Here is a 19,122-nt window from a genome sequence, read left to right as displayed (position 1 = left end):
TATTTGATCTTATGTCTTTTGTTGATAATATGATGGCGGTTGTGAATTAAGTATGTTTTATTCTTTAATGTTAGGATTATGATATTGGCGAAGTTTGCGCAAACGAAAGCGCTGTTTTTGGATGTTGACGGTGTATTAACTGATGGTACTGTAGTGGTTACAGAAGAAGGAGAGCAATTACGTCGCTTTTCCATAAAGGATGGATATGCTTTGCAATATGCCATTAAGCAAGGATTGATAATAGTGGTGATATCAGGAGCTCAATCTAAAGGAGTTCTTGCTCGATTGAAAGGACTTGGTATTACAGAAATTTACTTAGGGGTTGCGGATAAGCTAGGTTTAATGGAAGATATAATGCAGAGATTTAGTTTAAAGTCAAATGAGGTTGTTTTTATAGGAGATGATATTCCAGACTTATTATGTATGAAACAAGCTGGAATAGGTGTGTGCCCGTCGGATGCTGTGGAAGAAGTGAAAAAAATAGCTGATTACATTTCTCCTAAAAATGGAGGTGAAGGATGTGTTCGGGAAGTTATTGAGATCATATTGAAATTAACAGACCGTTGGATGAGTGACTCAAGTATTAAAAGTGTTTAAATAGGTGAAATGAGCTCTAAGAGCTTTTTAGTTATTTTTGAATATGTTATTAATAGAGCTTTTGCGAAATATTCCTGTGATTTTAGGATCGCAATCTCCTAGAAGAAAGAAGCTATTGGAAGATATTGGGGTAAATTTCGATGTTGTTGTGAGGGAAACTGAAGAAGAGATTTTGCCAAATGCAAATGCATTTGAAATTGTAGAATATATTGCTTGTAATAAGTTGAAACAATTTGATGGTGATTTTGATACTAGTTTAGTAATTACGGCTGATACAGTTGTTGCTTATAGAGAGGATATATTAGGTAAGCCTAGAGATAAACAAGAGGCGCAGTATATGTTAGAAGCTTTGCAGGGGGCAGAGCATAGGGTATTGACAGCTGTGGCGTTTGCATATCAAGGTGAGCGATTATCGTTTGTTGAAGAAACAATAGTGGAGTTATTTCCTCTGTCCAGTAAAGAGATTGAATTTTACATTGATAATTTCTCTCCCTTCGACAAGGCGGGAGCTTATGGAATTCAAGAGTGGATAGGTTTTGTAGGTGTGAAGTCTATACGCGGCTCTTATGACAATGTGGTAGGCTTGCCTGTTGCAAGATTATACCAAGAATTAAAGAACCTGTTGTCTAATTATTAAAAGAAGGGACACTCCCTTCTTTTAGTTTATTTAATATGATACCTGATACCTGTGTAAAAAAGACTACCCGTCATAGGACCCCATAGCAAATTAGAATCGAAAAAATCGCCAAAAGGTTCTTTGAAAGCTAGAATAGGGTTCTTTTGATAATAGTTTGTGAGGTTTTCTCCACCCAAATAAAATGTGAGATTTTTATTTGTGCCAAATGTTTTGCTGACTTGGGCATTCATTGTAACATAGCTTTTGGAGTATGGGGAAAGCTGATACTCCACGGGGTTGTCGCTGGTAGAAGGTAGACGCTTTTTGCCTACTATATTTAGTGTGTAATCAAAGCTCCAACCTCCACTATGCGTATTGTACGCTAAGTTTATAAAACCTCTGTGTTTTGCAGTTAGAGGCTTGTTTAACCGCTCTGTTTTGTAATCTGTTTGTACATCTAAGAAACGGTAAGCCATTTTGGCTTCAAAGTGTGAAATAGGCATGAACCTGAAGTCAGCTTGTATGCTATTCGAGAAAGACTTTCCTGTTAGGTTATAAAATGACACTTCTCGAGGGTTTTCCCAGTCTATAACAACTTGGTTTGTAAATTTATTATGGAAAAGCTCCAGTGAAAGGCCAGACTCACGCCCAAACAAGCGGAAGTCTTGATCTACGCTAAAACCGCTATTCCACGAAACCTCTGGTTTGAAACCATAGGCTGTTTTGTTGGCATGTGTTAAAGCCTGAAAATTGACCGCACGGCTAGATGCGAAAATCCCTAGATTATCGGCAAATATATTAGCAGTGCGTTGACCACGTCCACTACTCAAACGGAAGGTTGTTGTCGAAGTTGCGGCGTATCTTAAGACTGCACGAGGGGTGGTAAACCAGCCGTAAATATTATTATAATCTTGGCGGATACCTAATATAGCATCAAATTTTTCTGAAGGTGAGTATGTGTATTCAAGAAATGCACCTGAAACGGTTTCTGTCCTGTCGAAATTTATCTCTTTTACTGTTTCTTTATACTTATCGTGCATGACGGATAAACCTGCGCGGTATTTGTGCTTCACACTGCCCAGTACATCTTGGTATAAAAGGTTCGCGTATCCGCTATTTTGATTGTTGTCGTATGTGCTTAAACCAAAATAGCTATCTTGTTCATAGTGGGAAGCAGAGACTTGTAAGCCTATGCTGCGTAATTTGTGATTAGGGAATACGTAGCCAATTTTAGCAAAACCCTCAATACGGTTGATGTCAAATCCAAGCCCGTATTTGTGTGTTGTCAATTTATCTCTTTTTTTATCAAAATCTATTTCTCCACCTGTACGGTTATCTTTTAGGTATTTAACCCCAAATTGAGCAATGAGACCCTTCCCGTCTTCATAATGCCAACGATTAATACCTGAAAATATATTACCCACAGGCATGTCTCTGAAGCCATTGTCGCTGAAGTTCATGGTTTTGTTATACATAAAATTGTCGTGGAGCAATACGCCTACAGACCAACGATCATTTAGTTTATGCGCTAGATTTAAGTTAACATCCGTACGGCCCTTATTATTTGCATAAGCATTGAAGTAAAGACGGTCGGTTTTATGTGGCTTTTTTAACTCTACATTGATCTGTCCAGACATACTTTCAAACCCATTGGCTACTGATCCAACTCCTTTACTAATCTGTATGGATTCAATCCAGGGACCAGCCATACTATTCAGGCCTAATGGCGAAGAAAAGCCTCTAGGGCCGGGTAGATTTTCAATAGTAAGTTGGTTGTATATACCGCTTAAACCGAGTAGCTGAATTTGTTTGCTCCCCGTAGCAGCGTCGCTGCTAACGACATCTACGGAAGCGTTGGTTTCGAAGCTTTCGCTTAAATCGCAACATGCAGCTTTGAATAGCTCTTTTGCTGTAATCATTTCTACACGGTTTGGGCTGAGACCAGAAATATAATTCGAACGTTGTTTTTTAGATATAATAATTTCTGTCAGCACATTGTCTTTCGCATGTATTACAATAACGTCATGTATATTGTTTACTAGTAATGTGTCTGGAGTCATGCCTACATATTTGACTATCAGCTTTTTATTGATAGGTTCATACTTGATGTCAAAAACGCCGTTTTCATTCGTTTGGACTTGGCTGCTAGACTTGTTTAGCCAATATACATTAACACCGCTTATAGGCGTTAATTCACCTTTTTCATTTTCTTTAACGACAACCCCCCGAACGATGGGTTCTTTTTCACTGCGTGTATTAGTGCCAGTTTGGGGTTTGTGAGCTTCTACAATTTCAGCATGTCGATACAAGCAGCATTCATGAAGATTATTATAAGACTCGTCTGTTGCCTTAATTAGGTCTGTGTCGTGGCCTACAGCAGCGATAGCCTGCCTTATTTTCAAAGAAGATGTGCCTGTTGTGTCAAACTTAACGTTAGCTAAGCCCGATTTCATATCCCAGACTGCTTCTTGCACGCCCTTTATTTTGGCAGCTTTTTCAATTCTTTGTTTACACATGCCGCACACACCGCTAACTTCAAAGGTAATCGTAGAGTTTTGTTGAGCGTAGGAAAAGGTATAAGTATGTAGAATGATAGATACTAAAAGTACTTTATATAGAGGATTCATGTTTTAAAATTTCTTTTATCTTGACAGATTTGATAACAATGTTTGTTGTAAGGCAGCATATAGTTGTTGGAAGAGATTGAATTGCCAATAATAAACTAGTTTTCTTCCTAACCCTGTCCGCAGGGACATTTTACCTTAATGTTTTTATTCCTGTTTTTTCATCTGTATATACATATACATATACAGACCTTTGTCTCCTGGTAGATAGTCTAGAGTCTATGTCTTAAAGCTTTCACCCTAACATAACAGTTTCTTTAAAAAACTACTAAAGACTAATCAATCGAGAGACCTGTTAAACCAACTCAGGGTTAGTCAATTTTCAAAGGAAAGTATCAAATTCTGAAATTACAGCAAGCTAGATAGAGGGGAGCTGTGGAAGAAGCTAAAAGCTTCGGGCTATTGCCATATTGTTTAGGGTAACTATCAGTTATCTTGCTTGTATTGACTAATAGTCTATTTAAGGTCGTTACAGGAGGAGCAATTGATATGAGCGAAGAGGTGCCAATCAATTGTTTTGTATCATTTTTTTTATAATCCAGATGGAAGACAAGGGTGTTACAGCAGCCTTCTTGTTGCGGGTGACAATCTGCTGTTGGCGTTTTTGTCTCGGCATCGTTCGGTAAGCATAGGGGACAGCTATGATTGATATCGGTGTGTTTGTTTTCTATACTTATTAGAGAATTACCTTGACACTGATGCATATAAACTGTAGCTCCTACAGAAGTAATCGTGTAGAAAAACAGTAGAAAATATGCGAATACTACTCTCATCTGTGTAAATGTAGTAAATAATTATCGTTTATTTATTTGCTATAGTTACCATGACTTTTGTCTATTAGTAACTATAGCTTATTGAACTAGTACGGGCTGTTGTTAATTTCCTCTTTTAATATTTTTTATAAAATTGTCAATTTTGTTTTCGTAATCAGATTCGTCTAACATACGGACAAAGGCAGTCCCAACAATTGCACCCTGTGCATATTGAGTTGCTTTGTCAAAAGTTTCTGCATTTGATATGCCGAAACCAATGATTATAGGATTTTTTAAATCCATTTTCTTTATTCTTTTAAAGTATTTTTCAGATTCATCGTTTACATTTAAGTTTTTGCCAGTAGTTGCATTGGAAGATAGTAAGTAGATGAAGCTATTGGATAGCTCATCTATTTTCCGAATGCGCTCTTCTGATGTTTGCGGTGTTACTAAGAATATATTTGCTATTTCATTTTCTTCAAATATTTTTTGGTAGAGCTCTTCATATTCATAAAGCGGAAGATCAGGAATAATCGCACCATTTACTCCAACTTCTTTACATGCTTTACAAAAATTTTCAACTCCATATTGTAGAACAGGATTAAAGTAACCCATTAAGAAGACAGGGATCGATACATGTTCTCGAAGTTTCTTTAAGTCTTTAAAAAGAACATCTAGCGTCATTCCATTCTGTAGTGCTTTTTCCGAACTTCGTTGTATTACAGGGCCATCTGCGACAGGGTCTGAATAAGGGAAACCGATTTCTAGGAAATCAACCCCAGCTTGTTCCAGTTTTTGAGCAATATTTAGTGTTGAATGAAGCTGAGGATACCCCGCTGTATAATATATAGATAATAATCTGCTTGAATCTTTCATTTTAATTAGAACGTTAATTGCCTTTTAGAACCCAAAATATTTCATATAATTATCTAAGTCTTTATCTCCTCGCCCAGATAAACAGACTACAATATTTGTATTTTTGTCGACTTGCATCTTTTCTAAGTGCGCTAATGCATGTGAGCTTTCTATAGCTGGTATTATACCCTCTAATTGGGTTAATTGTAAGCCTGCACGCATTGCTTCGTCATCGGTAACGCTGACATACTTGCCACGACCTGATTTAAATAACCAAGCATGTTGAGGACCTATACCTGGATAGTCTAGGCCGGCTGATATGGAATAAGGCTCAATTACTTGTCCGTCTTTTGTTTGCATAAGTAAAGAGCGGCTTCCATGTAAAATTCCTTCATTGCCTAATGCAGTCGTTGCAGCGGATTCACCGCTGTTAACACCATGTCCAGCAGCCTCTACAGCAATTAATTGTACCTCTTCGTCGTCTAGGAAGTGGTAAAACATTCCTGCTGCATTAGAGCCGCCTCCTACACAAGCTAAAACATAGTCGGGTAAACTATTACCTGTTTTTTCGAAGAGTTGTTTTTTTGTTTCTTCAGATATGATGGACTGAAATGTAGCTACTAAGTCTGGGTAGGGGTGAGGACCAACAACTGAGCCAATAATATAATGTGTATCGACAGGGTTGTTAATCCAGTCTCTTAGAGCTTCATTGGTAGCGTCTTTTAAGGTTTTACTACCCGATTGAGCTGCCACGACTTTAGCTCCCATCATTTTCATTCGTGCTACATTTGGCGCTTGTCTTCGAATGTCAATCTCTCCCATATATACTACGCACTCTAACCCTTTAAGAGCGCATACCGTCGCTGTAGCGACTCCGTGTTGCCCGGCACCTGTTTCTGCAATAATTCTTTTTTTTCCCAGACGTTCAGCAAGTAAAATTTGCCCAATTGTATTGTTTATCTTATGTGCTCCGGTATGATTAAGGTCTTCTCGTTTTAGGAATATGTTTGCATTGTATTTTTTCGAAAGACGTTTAGCATAATAGAGTGGTGAAGGTCTACCTACATAATCACGTAATAATTCGTTAAATTCTTTTTGGAAATTGTCTTCTTGTATAATAGAGAGGTATTTTTTCTGCAATTCCTCAACATTTGGATAGAGCATTTCTGGAATGTATGCGCCTCCAAATGGGCCATAGTAGCCTTTTTGATTAACTTGATATTTACTCATTTTTTAATATTTTCAAAGCTTTTTCTAATTGTTTACTATCTTTCAGTCCTGGATAAATTTCAAATTTTGAATTTAAGTCTAAAGCAGCTAATCTGCTGTCTTTTATCTCTAAGCTCGACTTTATGTTTTCTAGACTTAAACCTCCACTTAAAAAGTATGGCTTATCATATTTATAATTATTTAAAATCGACCAATTAAAAGTTAGACCTGTACCACCGTAGTTCGGACTTTTTGTGTCGAAAAGGAAGTAGTCTACATAATTTAAGTAGGGCTCAAGGCTATTCCATTGAAAAGCATCACTGATGCCAAAAGCTTTAATAATAGGGAGATTATACTTTTTTATGGACTTACAGAAAGATGGACTTTCGTTTCCGTGCAATTGGATAATATGAATCCCTTGTACTATTTTTTCTTCTATATAAGTTCTGGTTGAATTCACAAAGACCCCTACTTTTTTAATAGAATCAGGGAGGTCTACACTTGGTACTTTATCGGTGTACCTAGTAGAATTTTCATAAAAAATAAAGCCCATATAATCAATATTTAAAGAGGAGATTGATTGTATATTTTTAAGGTCTTTCATGCCACAAACTTTTACTTTCATTTTAGTGTTTTAAGAGTGTGTTCAAACTAGCTAAAGCTTTTTTCCCAAGTAATGAATCTTCGGCTTCGTAAAAACAATCGCCAAAACTTTTTTCGGGATGTATTGTTTTAATAGCGAAGGCAGCATTAGATAATACTACATTGTTCTGTTGGGTATTGCCTGTTCCACTTAAAATGCTAAGGAATATTTTGGAGGCTTCCTGAATGGATTCCCCTCCCGTAATGTCACTACTTTCTACTCTGTTAAAACCAAAATCCTCTGTTCTATAATAGTTTTCTCCCTCATTACTAATTATTTTAAAGTCTCCTGTTAAAGATATTTCATCATATCCATCTAATGCATGTATAATGCTGTATCGTTTATCCGTAGTTTGGTATAAATAATTGTAAAGACGGGCTAGTTCTAAGTTAAATACACCCACTGACTGATATCTTGGATTTGCAGGGTTTGTTAAAGGGCCCAGCATATTGAAGAAGGTTTTTACACCTAAAGCGCGGCGTATAGGAGCTACTGTCTTCATTGCTGGATGAAATAAAGGAGCGTGTAAAAAGCAAATATTTGCTTTATCAAGCTGTCGTTCTAATTTTGCGCTGTCATTGGTGAAAGTATAGCCTAAATATTCCATTACGTTACTTGAACCGCAGCTCGACGATACTCCAACATTGCCATGTTTAGCGACATGGTAACCAGCTCCAGCTACAACAAACGAAGCGAGAGTAGAAATATTGAAAGTGTTTTTCCCATCCCCGCCTGTTCCGCATAAATCAATGAGTTGATAGTTTGAAAAATCTAACTTGTTACATAGGTCATACATAGCTTTTTGAAAACCGCTCAACTCTTCCACACGAATACTCCGCATGCCATATATCGTCATGAATGCTGCAATTTGATGTGTATCATATTGGCCTGTTGCTATCTTTGTTAATATAGTATAGGCCTCATCTTTGGTAAATGTTTTATGTTCGAACAGATGCGCTAGTATTTCTTTCATGTCAGATAAAAATGTTTTAGTTCTTGAGTCCTTGTTGATTTTTTAGGGTAACGTATTGTAATAAAATAGTGTAAATAAAAAAGGCCTGCCTTTTTAGGCAAGCCCACTATATTTTTGATGTAAAAAAATCAAGCAATAGGTTTTCGCCACAACGTTATTCGTTGTGCCACCACCATGCTGTATTTACATTTGAATATTTCATTTTGATACTTAAGAACACAAATATGGGATATTTATCACACTCTTGCAAGAAGAATAACTCATTTTAGTGTAAATATTTTAATAATGATGAAATAATGTTAGTAGGTTATAAATCGGGCTTTATTATTCTCTTTTGCAACCAATGTAAATGAAGCTATTTTATTCTCCGTAATATATATAGCTAGCATTTGCCTCTTCTTATATTTTAGAAAATATATGTGATCAACTGATTTTCCCTCTAAATCTATGTCATTTGTTTCTTTTTTTGGCAAGGAGTTGAACGTTAAATATTCTATTTCATCGATATTTTTTGTTTGTAAATTAACTCGGATTTCTTCAATACTTGCCTCTAAATAATCATACTCTTCATCTGTCGAGGTTTCTTTCAGTAGAACATGTTGATTTAGAATTACATCAGGACTGATAGTCTCTATCGAGACTTGTTGAATAAAGTCTTTTATCAATTGAATATTAGCATCCGTTTTTTCCTGAGCTTGTGTTAAAAAAAAAGTGAAAAATAAAATAAAAAAAGTGAATAGTCTGTACTGCATACATACACTGTTTTAAGTCTAGGTGATACTTCGATTTATAAAAAACGCCTCTATATAGAGGCGTTTTTTATGTTAATTTTAGTACTCGTCTTCATTGAAAAAGAAATCATCCTTTGTGGGATAATCTGGCCAAATTTCTTCAATGTTTTCGTACGGTTCACCATCATCTTCGAGTGCTTGAAGGTTCTCAATAACTTCAACTGGTGCTCCTGAACGAATACCATAGTCAATTAACTCATCTTTAGTTGCTGGCCATGGTGCGTCTTCTAAATGAGAAGCTAATTCTAGTGTCCAATACATATCTAATAATTTAAGCTACCTTTTTGCGCAAAAGTAACATTATTATTCACTAAAACAAGTCAAAACATTGTTACTATTTTATTTTTTTTAAAAGATGCTGATATATAGGTGTTTATATTTTCTCGAAGTCATCACCCTTTTCTTTGAGTGCATGTAGTCGGGGAGCTACTGATTTTACAGTAGTATTAATATGGTCATCTTCAATTAGACCATCGCGCATCCGTACAATACGATGTGCATGTTGGGCGATATCTTCCTCATGGGTCACTAATATTATCGTATTCCCATTAAGGTGTATGTTTTCCAATAGCCCCATTATTTCTACAGATGTTTTTGTATCCAAGTTGCCTGTGGGCTCATCAGCAAGGATGATTGACGGGGTGTTAATTAGTGCGCGTGCTACAGCAACACGTTGACGCTGCCCGCCGGAAAGCTCATTAGGCTTATGGTGTATACGATTTCCTAACCCTACATTTTCTAAAGCCATTAAAGCACGGTCATTTCTGTTTTTTTTGTTTATGCCCGCGTATATTAGAGGCAGAGCTACGTTATCTAAAGCGCTACTTTTAGGCAGTAAATTAAATGTCTGAAAGACAAAGCCAATCTCTTTATTACGCACTTCTGCAAGCTCATTTTCTGTCATGTCGGATACATTAATACCGTTAAGAATATATGTACCTTTGCTCGGTGTGTCTAAGCAACCCAATATGTTCATTAATGTCGATTTTCCAGAGCCAGATGGCCCCATTAAAGCAACAAATTCGCCTTTTTTAATTTTTAAAGAAACTGATTTTAATGCTTGAATTTTTTCGGAGCCAATTATGTACTCTCGACCTATGTCTTCAATATGAATGAGAAAATTTTCGCTCATAAATTTAAAATTTATGACGTTAAGTTACACTTTATTGTATAAAATCCATGATTCTTTCATCATATTATAAACTTTGGTTTCTAATTCGCTGTCCGTAGAGTTTATTTCAATAGGGGATAATACATTGATTTTAATTATTCCGGGCTTAGAACCGTATTTTGCGCCGTCATCCCACATAAGTTTCCAGGCATTCTGTATCACGACAGGTAGTATTTTTACATTGTTAATTTCAGCTAACTTAAAAGCACCTTTCTTAAAGGGATGCAATAACGGAGGATAAGTGTCATCTATTTTTCCTTCCGGAAAAATGATCATTGTTTTTTTTTCTTTTAATAAACTACTAGCCTTTTTAAAGGCTTGAAAGGATGAGCCTTTGCTGCTTCGGTCGACAGGGATGTCAATAGTTTTAAAAAATATACGCGTAAAAGGGTTTTTTAATAACTCTACTTTACCCATAAATGAGCAAGGAGCTTTACATAAAGAACTGATAATGGCTATATCTAATATTGAAGTGTGGTTAGGGCATATTATATAATTAGTCGACCAGTCTACAGGTTGTTGATAATTTACTTCCAATCGTATTCCTGCTATCTGAAGGCTCTTAGCACTAATTAACCTACGGATTTTGTGGATTTTACTGTAGTTTTTTTTATGATCTAGTGTATAATAGTATAATAACGGTAGGAAAACTATAAACAGTATAATTACGGTGGAAAGATAAAAGTATCTATGCACTAACTTGGGGAACTGTGTCATCTGTCGAGGAAAAGAAAGTACTATTGATTTTTGCTCCTTTCTCTTAAAAAAACATAAGAGAAAGGAGTAGTTCTTTAGTTATTTACTTAGCTCAGCAAAATGTTTGAAAAAAGAAGGAATTGTTTCAATACCTTTCAGGTAGTTCTCAATACCGTATTTTTCATTAGGTGAGTGCAGATTGTCACTATCTAAACCAAAACCTAATAATACAGTTTTTGACTGTAATTCTTTCTCAAATAATGCTACAATTGGAATAGAACCGCCACCACGAGTAGGGATGGGTTTCTTCTTAAAAGCTTCTTCTAATGCTTTTTCTGCAGCTTTATACGCAATACTATCTGTTGGTGTAACTACAGGTTCACCACCATGATGAGGTTTTACTTCTACTTTTACACTTGAAGGAGCAATCTTTTCAAAATGATTTTTGAATAATTCTGTTATACGGTTAGAATCCTGATTAGGGACTAAACGCATCGAAATTTTAGCATATGCTTTTGAAGGAAGTACAGTTTTAGCACCTTCTCCAATATAGCCGCCCCAAATACCATTTACCTCTAACGTAGGACGAATGCCTGTACGTTCTATTGTTGTATATCCTTTCTCTCCCCATACATCTGTTACTTGTAGGTCTTTTTTATAAACTTCGATATCAAATGGAGCTTTATTTAAAGCGTCCCTTTCACTTTCTGTCAGTTCAATTACATCGTCATAGAAGCCAGGAATAGTAATATGATTGTTTTCGTCATGTAGAGAGGCAATCAGTTTAGCTAATATAGTAGCCGGGTTTGCCACAGCTCCACCGTACACTCCAGAGTGTAAGTCTCTATTTGGACCAGTTACTTCAACCTCTACATAGGATAAACCGCGTAGTCCAGTTTCTAAAGAAGGTTGCTCCATACTGATCATTGATGTATCTGAAATAACAATGACATCATTCGTCAAACGCTCTTTGTTTTCTTTAACAAATGTGCCTAAGTTTGCCGAACCAACTTCTTCTTCCCCTTCGATCATAAACTTAATGTTACAGCTTAACTCGTTCTGGCTCATCATATATTCAAAGGCCTTAACATGCATATAAAATTGACCTTTGTCATCTGCAGCACCTCGAGCGTATATTTTTCCATCTCTTATAGTAGGTTCGAAAGGGGGAGTGTCCCATAGCTCGATAGGATCCGCAGGCTGTACATCATAGTGACCATAAACTAAAACAGTAGGTAAGTTAGGAGCGATGATTTTTTCACCATACACGATAGGATTACCTGCTGTAGGGCAAACTTCAACGTTATCAGCTCCCGCATCTTTTAGTTTTTGTGCTACAAACTCTGCAGTCTTGATAATATCCTCTTTGTATTTAGGATCAGCGCTAATAGAAGGGAAACGTAGTAAAGTAAACAGTTCTTCTAAGAATCTATCCTGATTGGATTGAATATAATCTTTTATCATTGACATAATTATGTGTTTTTACAAATCTACCAAATAATAATTTAAGAGAATAAAGGTATATCTGCAAACTGTCTACTTTCCCTCTTCAGGCTGTGGATTGTGTTTGCTACCTTCTACTCTTTTCCTAAATAGAGAGTGGGGGGGAGTAGCTAATGAATAGGCAAACAGTCGAGAAGGTGTGGTTAACCTCCCTTTCTTGATTGATAGTTGTATGCGCATAGAGGAGAGCTAATACATAAATAAGTATTTCATAGTAAACTTTTAATCTTTTGTGGATTTTAAAGATGTAATACATCTTTAAAAAAATAATATAGAGTTAAAAAATTGTTAAATTTAGAAATCTATTTGGAGGATAACGCTTGTTATGATATTTTCGTAGATAACTTAACACAACTAATTACTTTGTTCGTCAGAACAGATCTAATTTTAAAATATTCGCCGAGTACTAGTTGAAGTTTACCGACAAAAAAAGGGAACTCCCCGATTATAGGTTCCTTAAAGAGTTATATAATTACACCTTTGCATAAATTGAAATAGAAAAAAATAAAAACACTAACGCACTTTTAATACATGAAGAACCTAAGTTTATTTTTTCTCTTAGCACTTTTTAGTTATTCATTCAGTATTTATGGACAATCTAAAATCACAGGAGAAGTTGTTGATGACGTTGATCGGACAGTTAAGCTATCGAATGCTACTGTTATGTTACTTCAAGCGAAAGATTCCATTTTGGTAGACTTTGCGCGAGCAAATGAAAATGGAAAGTTTTCATTAAATAAGCCAGATTCAGGGAGTTTTCTTGTTGTTATTACTTATCCTAAATTTGGCGATTACTTTAAGCAGATTAATGAAAGTGATGATGGGCAGCTTGGTCAGGTGGGGTTGACCAGTGTTAGTCATCTTATTGAAGAGGTCATGGTAACAGGTCGTATACCAGTAGTGGTTAAAGGAGATACTGTCGAATATGACGCCTCCAGCTTTGCAGTAGAAAAAAATGCAAAAGTTGAAGACCTCTTGAAAGTTCTTCCGGGTATTTCAGTAGATGCTAATGGGAAAATAACTGCGCAGGGAAAAACTGTCGAGAAAGTGCTGGTTGATGGGGAGGAATTCTTTGGTGATGACCCTACTTTAGTAACACGAAACATTCGGTCGGATATGGTTGATAAAGTACAGCTCTATGAGAAGAAGTCTGAGGAGGCAGAGCGTACAGGAGTTGATGATGGAGTACGTACACAGACTATTAACGTAAAATTAAAGGAAGAGGCTAAAAAGGGCATGTTTGGTAAAGCGGAAGCTGCCGGAGGAACAGATGATTTTTATTTAGGGAAATTAGCAATTAACAAGTTTAGCGGAAGCCAGAAAATAGGTGCTTATGCTATGGGGGCTAATGATGGTAATATATCTCTAGACTGGCAAGAATCTGAAAAATTCGGGATGTCGAGTGTCGAAAGTGGAATGAGTGATGATGGGGGGATGTATTTCATGATGTCCGGAGATAGCTTTGACTACTGGGATGGTAAAGGCCGACCTAAAGCATTCAGTACTGGAGCTAGTTTCTTAGATTCCTGGAAGGAAAATAAACATAAATTGAATGGTAGTTATAAATATGGGATTGTTCAGAATGATGTAGTGGAGAGTACGCTATCAAAAGAAGGTTTACCTAACGGCGAAGAATTAAATAGTACAAGTAACTCGATAAGAGAGACAGATTCTAGAAAGCATCGGTTTAATACAAAATATGACTTGAAAATAGACTCGCTTACTACTTTAACGTTAAATCTCTCTGCTTCAAAGTCTAAAAGCGAATCGGAAGATTACTATGATGTGCTTTCAGTTGATGGACAGGGTAATACTGTAAATGAAAATACTCGTACACAGGTTAATGAATCGGAAAACTCTAGCATATCTTATAATACATATTTGACGCGACGGTTTCGGAAAGTGGGGCGTTCGGTGTCTTTTAGATTTGGAGGGGACTATTCAGAAAATGAAGGAAATACTTTGTTGAATTCGAAAACTGATTTGTATAAAGATGGTGCTTTTCTACAAACAGATTTGACTGATCAGCTGAAAGGAATAAACAGCAAATCAAATAGTGTAAGAACTAATTTAACATATACAGAACCTATTACTTCAAAATTGAATGCTTCTTTAGGTTATGAATATGGTACATCTAGATCACATTCTGTGAACGACTCTTATAATAAGGGGGCTAGTGGTAATTATGATGAGTTTGATAGTGAATATAGTAGTGACTTTAATTTTAACACGACACGGAATGCGCTGAATTTATCATTAACGTATAAGTTGGAGAAACTGGAAGCAAACTTTACAAATAATGTAAGGAATGATGATATGGCTCAGCAAAACAATTATGAAAAGATCCGTGTTCAACGTGATTTTTTAACTTACAATCCTAGTTTACGCCTTCGGTATAATCTTACAAAAAATCAATCGATAAACTTTCATTACAATCATTCGAATAGTTTACCTTCACTGTCTCAAATTCAGCCGTTACGTCAGAATACAGACCCCCTTAATATTGTAGAAGGTAATGAAGACCTGACTCCCGCTAAAAATGATAATTATAGCATTTATTATAACTCTTATAATATGTTGAAAGGAAAACATTTTTATGGTAATTTAAGTTTGAGACAGACTAGAAATGCTATTCAGCAAAATGTTGAAATTGAAAATGGTGTGCGCACTCTATTCTATGAAAACCTTGATGGTTATGTCGCAAATAATGTGAATCTTTGGTTTGGAACTGGGTTTGATTTGATGAAGAAAATCAAACTGAGAGCAGGAGTATCTGGTAACGGTAGTTTCAATGAATATTATAATTATATTAATTCTGAGTTGAATAAGAATACCAATTATAACTATTCTGTGAGTTTTTATGTAGCGAAGAATACTACAAAAAATATAGACTTTAATTTGAGTTTTGCACCAGGATGGAGAACAATGAAAACCTCTCTCCAGTCTAACCAGAATAGTTCAGGATTTACTTATAATACAAACTTATGGTACAATTGGAAATTACCTTTAAAATTAAGTTTGTATGGCGATCTTTCATATCAGTACGAAGCACCTACTAAAGCAATTGATGAAAAGTTTGATTTGTTACTCTTTAAACCAGGTGTCTCTCGCAAATTCTTTAAGGATGAAAGCTTGATTCTAGATTTTTATGTGACGGATGTTTTTAATAAAAATAAAGGATTTAGAAGACAACAGATGGGAAGTACAATTACGCAAAACACGTACAATACAATATCAAGATATTTTATGTTAAAAGTTACCTGGGAGTTTACATCAATGAAAGGAGGAAAAGAATAATGAAGAGGTTATTTTATTTAATGACAATGTTTTTTCTAATCTGTTCGACAGGTTATGTGAAGGCTCAATATGCTTATTTCCCGACAGAAGGAACGATTATGTATGATAAGACAATTCATGTCAAAAATTTGTTAAAAAGACATATATCCACACTTAATGACGATGATTGGTCAACTAAATACTTTGAAGAATTGATGCAAAGAGTTAATGAGACAACTGTGCTGAAAAAAAGACTGTCTTTTCGAGGTAATGAAATGAGTTTCGAGTCAGTAAAAGAAACTTATGACCCCATTATTAATAATTTATTAAGGCAGGGGCTGTTGGATTATCAAGGCACATTGTATCAAGACTTGTCAAAATCAGTTTCTAGATCAAGTTTTGATTTGGGAGGGTCATCAATTTTACTTAAAGATTCATTGTTAAATGTAAAATGGAAAATAACGAACGAATATAGAAGTATTGCTGGTTATGAATGTCGTCGCGCTAATGGTGTGACTTTAGACTCTGTGTATGTCGTCGCTTTTTTTACGGATCAAATCCCTACTACTGCAGGGCCTGGGACAGTACATGGTTTGCCAGGAATGATACTAGGATTGGTAGTACCTGAGCAACATTTTAATATTTATGCTACAAAGGTCGAGTTTAATCAACCTACATTAGCATCTGTTACGGAAAAGAAGCGGGACACGCCTATGAGTAGAAAAGAAGCGCAAGCAAAGCTTAAAGACCTAATGGGAAGATGGATGTCGGAGCAACAGTTTAATCTCATGATAGCTGCGATGTTTTTGTAATATACTTCGTTACATAAAAAATCCGCTCAGAATTATTTCGAGCGGATTTTTTATGCAATAGCTAATTCGAGTTATTTTTTAACTTCGTTTTTTTTAGCGGTTACGTCGTTACGAATATCTTGTGCTAAGGTCTTAATTTCTTGTAAACCTTTGCGTACACGAGTACCTGCTGCTGAATTACCATTGTTGAAGAACTTATCTGCATCGGCTTCGATAGAAGCGACTAAGTCTTTTAATTTGTTGTAGTTTTCCATTTTTAATATAATTTTAGTTTGTAATAATTAACACTTTAAATATATTATAAATATACAAAAACAACGAACTAATCTCCAATTTTTACCGTTACAGTTTTATATAATTTCAATTTACAGATGTTATTCTACAATATTTAATTCGTCGATAATGTTTTGAGCCCCTGCGTATTTATCGATAATAAATAGCACATATCGAATGTCAACCGAAATTGTGCGTTGCAATATAGGGTCAAAAATTACATCACCCGCCATTGCTTCAATATTACCGTCAAAAGCTAATCCGATTAATTCTCCATTTCCATTTAATACCGGAGAACCTGAATTACCTCCTGTGATATCTTCGTCACTTAAGAAGTTGACGGGCATGTATCCGGCTTTATCTGCATATCTACCGTAATCTTTTGTAGCGTGTAGTTCTATTAAACGTTTAGGAAGATCAAACTCTTCATCGCCGGGTTGATATTTAGCAATAGTACCTTCTAAAGTAGTGTAGTTATTTATTTTAGCGTCATTTTTACCATCTTCAGGTAGCGCTCGTATTTTTCCATACGTCAAACGAAGAGTAGAATTTGCATCTGGATAATACTTAGTATTTGGGTTCATGCTTAAAAAGCCTGCTATATACTTCCTGAATGCAGCTTGATACTGACCGTCTAGCTTAACTTGTTTTGGATCACTTTCGCGATACTTATCCAGTAAGGCAGTGGATATTTTATAAAGTGGATCTTCATTAATAGTTTCTAAAGAAGGAGTATCTAAAAAATTATTTAAATTCTCCATTTTACTGAAGATACTTTTATTAAAAGCGTCTTGAATCGTTCCACTAAAATCTCCATTATTGTTTTTAGCTAAGTTCGCTATATAGGGCGCTATATTACCAGCTTTAGAAGTGTATAAATTTAATTCGTCAATTAATACATCTATTTCAAGTGGTAGATATACTTTTTCTAAATTTGTTTGAATAAAATTTTCTAAGCGAGGACGTAAATTTACTCTTTCTGCTTCAGACGATTCTGCATATTTTTTCAGCCCATTACCTAAACTTTGTGGAAGAGCTGCAAAGGTTGAGGAACGGAGCATGCCCATTAAATAGTTGTCATGTTTTGCCTTTTCATTGGTTGCTGCATAATAATCATTTATCGTAGTCAGGACATTTCCATATTTAGACCTGTTTTCTTTTTTAGAAGCCCATTGAGAAAAATCTTCTTCTTGTTTCCTTTTGGCGGCTGAAGTTTCATGTTTTTTCAATGCATCAATCATACCCTGTCTATTTTTCCAATAGTTGGAAACACCCGAGTATTGGGATGCGTAGTTGATGTTGACTGACTGGTCTTTGTCCATATGTTTTTTCATAGCGTCCATCCCCACTTTCGATGCCTCTACCCAGGCTGGATATGCATAATTGACATTTTGATCTATACCTGCAGCAGGCATCCAGCGATTTGTACGACCGGGGTATCCTAAAATCATCGAAAAATCACCTTCTTTAAATCCTTTTATGCTTATTGGAAGAAAGTGTTTAGGAACTAAAGGAACATTTTCTTCTGAATAACTAGCCGGGTTTCCATCTTTATCGCCATATACTCTAAAAATAGAAAAATCACCAGTATGTCTAGGCCACTCCCAGTTGTCCGTATCACCTCCAAATTTTCCAATGCTACTAGGCGGCGTACCTACCAATCGTACATCTGTGTAATCTTGATATACGAAGTAGTAGTATTCGTTTCCATTATAGAAAGACTTTACCGATACAACATATTTTCCATTTTCGCTATTTTCCTGTTCTATTTTTGCTATCTCTCGGTTGATCGTTCTCTCACGATCTTCTTCAAGCATTTTATCATTAACTAAATTTAAAATTCTCTCCGAGACATCATCCATACGTACAAAAAATCTAATGTATAGTGATTTAGGTTTTAATTCTTCTTGGAGAGACTTGGCCCAAAAACCATCTGTTAAGTAATCATGTTTTGTAGAGGAAAGCTCAGCAATAGCACCATAACCACAATGGTGGTTTGTAAATACAAGCCCTTGACCTGAAACAATTTCAGCCGTGCAACCACCATTGAATTGTACAATAGCATCTTTTAGAGAAGAGTTGTTAATACTGTAAATGTCTTCAGCTGTTAGCTTTAATCCTTTTTTTTGCATGTCGGCTTCATTTAGCTTTTTTAGATGCATTAAAAACCACATGCCTTCGTCAGCATAAGTGCTCATGCTTAGTGCACTAAGAAGTACGAGGAAGAATATTTTTTTCATAAATAACCGTTTTATTATTCTACAAATTTGACTTAATTCGTGTTGAAATCAAAATTTAATATAGTATTTAACTGAATATAGAGAAGTTAAT

At 35.7% G+C, this 19,122-nt stretch carries 17 protein-coding genes; 4 read left to right on the top strand and 13 right to left on the bottom strand.

Annotated features, from left to right (window positions below; genetic code table 11):
* The first annotated feature begins 78 nt into the window (after positions 1–78).
* Both ORI89_RS00845 and ORI89_RS00840 read left to right on the top strand, forming a co-directional pair.
* Positions 79–597 (top strand): KdsC family phosphatase, encoded by a 519-nt coding sequence (locus ORI89_RS00845; protein ID WP_268228528.1) that lies wholly within the window; start codon positions 79–81, stop codon positions 595–597.
* Positions 598–640: 43 nt separating this feature from the next.
* Positions 641–1,234 (top strand): Maf family protein, encoded by a 594-nt coding sequence (locus ORI89_RS00840; RefSeq protein WP_268228527.1) that lies wholly within the window; start codon positions 641–643, stop codon positions 1,232–1,234.
* A gap of 26 nt (positions 1,235–1,260) precedes the next feature.
* On the opposite strand, the gene ORI89_RS00835 is transcribed toward ORI89_RS00840, so the two are convergent.
* The 11 genes from ORI89_RS00835 to ORI89_RS00785 all read right to left on the bottom strand — a co-directional run bounded on the left by ORI89_RS00835 (position 1,261) and on the right by ORI89_RS00785 (position 12,397).
* Positions 1,261–3,840, bottom strand: a complete 2,580-nt coding sequence (locus ORI89_RS00835; protein ID WP_268228526.1) for a TonB-dependent receptor domain-containing protein — start codon at positions 3,838–3,840, stop codon at positions 1,261–1,263.
* Positions 3,841–4,172: 332 nt separating this feature from the next.
* The gene (locus ORI89_RS00830; RefSeq protein ID WP_268228525.1) at positions 4,173–4,610 is read right to left on the bottom strand and encodes a hypothetical protein; all 438 of its coding nucleotides are present in this window, start codon (positions 4,608–4,610) and stop codon (positions 4,173–4,175) included.
* Between the two features lie 102 nt (positions 4,611–4,712).
* Entirely contained in the window at positions 4,713–5,465 is a 753-nt protein-coding gene (trpA, locus tag ORI89_RS00825; RefSeq protein ID WP_268228524.1) for a tryptophan synthase subunit alpha, read from the bottom strand.
* A gap of 24 nt (positions 5,466–5,489) precedes the next feature.
* The gene (trpB, locus tag ORI89_RS00820) at positions 5,490–6,674 is read right to left on the bottom strand and encodes a tryptophan synthase subunit beta (RefSeq protein WP_268228523.1); all 1,185 of its coding nucleotides are present in this window, start codon (positions 6,672–6,674) and stop codon (positions 5,490–5,492) included.
* Positions 6,667–7,278, bottom strand: coding sequence for a phosphoribosylanthranilate isomerase (locus ORI89_RS00815; RefSeq protein WP_268228522.1), 612 nt, complete (start codon positions 7,276–7,278; stop codon positions 6,667–6,669). Before ORI89_RS00815 ends, trpB begins: the two co-directional genes overlap by 8 nt.
* A gap of 1 nt (position 7,279) precedes the next feature.
* Positions 7,280–8,269, bottom strand: a complete 990-nt coding sequence (gene trpD, locus ORI89_RS00810; RefSeq protein ID WP_268228521.1) for an anthranilate phosphoribosyltransferase — start codon at positions 8,267–8,269, stop codon at positions 7,280–7,282.
* 299 nt (positions 8,270–8,568) lie between these two features.
* Entirely contained in the window at positions 8,569–9,021 is a 453-nt protein-coding gene (locus ORI89_RS00805; RefSeq protein WP_268228520.1) for a hypothetical protein, read from the bottom strand.
* Positions 9,022–9,099: 78 nt separating this feature from the next.
* Positions 9,100–9,321 carry a DUF2795 domain-containing protein gene (locus ORI89_RS00800; protein ID WP_017258669.1) on the bottom strand — a complete coding sequence of 74 codons (222 nt, stop codon included), beginning with the start codon at positions 9,319–9,321 and terminating at the stop codon, positions 9,100–9,102.
* A gap of 112 nt (positions 9,322–9,433) precedes the next feature.
* Positions 9,434–10,192 carry an ABC transporter ATP-binding protein gene (locus ORI89_RS00795; RefSeq protein ID WP_268228519.1) on the bottom strand — a complete coding sequence of 253 codons (759 nt, stop codon included), beginning with the start codon at positions 10,190–10,192 and terminating at the stop codon, positions 9,434–9,436.
* Between the two features lie 24 nt (positions 10,193–10,216).
* A complete protein-coding gene (locus ORI89_RS00790; RefSeq protein WP_268228518.1) occupies positions 10,217–10,948 on the bottom strand; it encodes a lysophospholipid acyltransferase family protein in 732 nt (243 codons plus the stop codon).
* A gap of 78 nt (positions 10,949–11,026) precedes the next feature.
* A complete protein-coding gene (locus ORI89_RS00785) occupies positions 11,027–12,397 on the bottom strand; it encodes a dipeptidase (protein ID WP_268228517.1) in 1,371 nt (456 codons plus the stop codon).
* 564 nt (positions 12,398–12,961) lie between these two features.
* Here ORI89_RS00785 and ORI89_RS00780 point away from each other — a divergent pair.
* Together ORI89_RS00780 and ORI89_RS00775 are read left to right on the top strand one after the other, a co-directional pair.
* On the top strand, positions 12,962–15,727 hold the full coding sequence (locus ORI89_RS00780) for a TonB-dependent receptor domain-containing protein (RefSeq protein ID WP_268228516.1): 2,766 nt from the start codon (positions 12,962–12,964) through the stop codon (positions 15,725–15,727).
* On the top strand, positions 15,727–16,518 hold the full coding sequence (locus ORI89_RS00775) for a GLPGLI family protein (protein WP_268228515.1): 792 nt from the start codon (positions 15,727–15,729) through the stop codon (positions 16,516–16,518). Before ORI89_RS00780 ends, ORI89_RS00775 begins: the two co-directional genes overlap by 1 nt.
* Before the next feature lie 71 nt (positions 16,519–16,589).
* On the opposite strand, the gene ORI89_RS00770 is transcribed toward ORI89_RS00775, so the two are convergent.
* Together ORI89_RS00770 and ORI89_RS00765 are read right to left on the bottom strand one after the other, a co-directional pair.
* Complete coding sequence (locus ORI89_RS00770) at positions 16,590–16,772, bottom strand: histone H1 (RefSeq protein ID WP_268228514.1); 183 nt, start codon at positions 16,770–16,772, stop codon at positions 16,590–16,592.
* 120 nt (positions 16,773–16,892) lie between these two features.
* Positions 16,893–19,031 (bottom strand): S46 family peptidase, encoded by a 2,139-nt coding sequence (locus ORI89_RS00765; protein WP_268228513.1) that lies wholly within the window; start codon positions 19,029–19,031, stop codon positions 16,893–16,895.
* Positions 19,032–19,122: the final 91 nt, after the last annotated feature.

Source organism: Sphingobacterium sp. UT-1RO-CII-1 (genome assembly GCF_026711005.1).
In the GTDB taxonomy this organism is placed as follows: Bacteria; Bacteroidota; Bacteroidia; order Sphingobacteriales; family Sphingobacteriaceae; genus Sphingobacterium.
The sequence above is the reverse complement of the archived record's forward strand: the minus strand, read 5'-3'. Positions and strand labels throughout refer to the sequence as shown.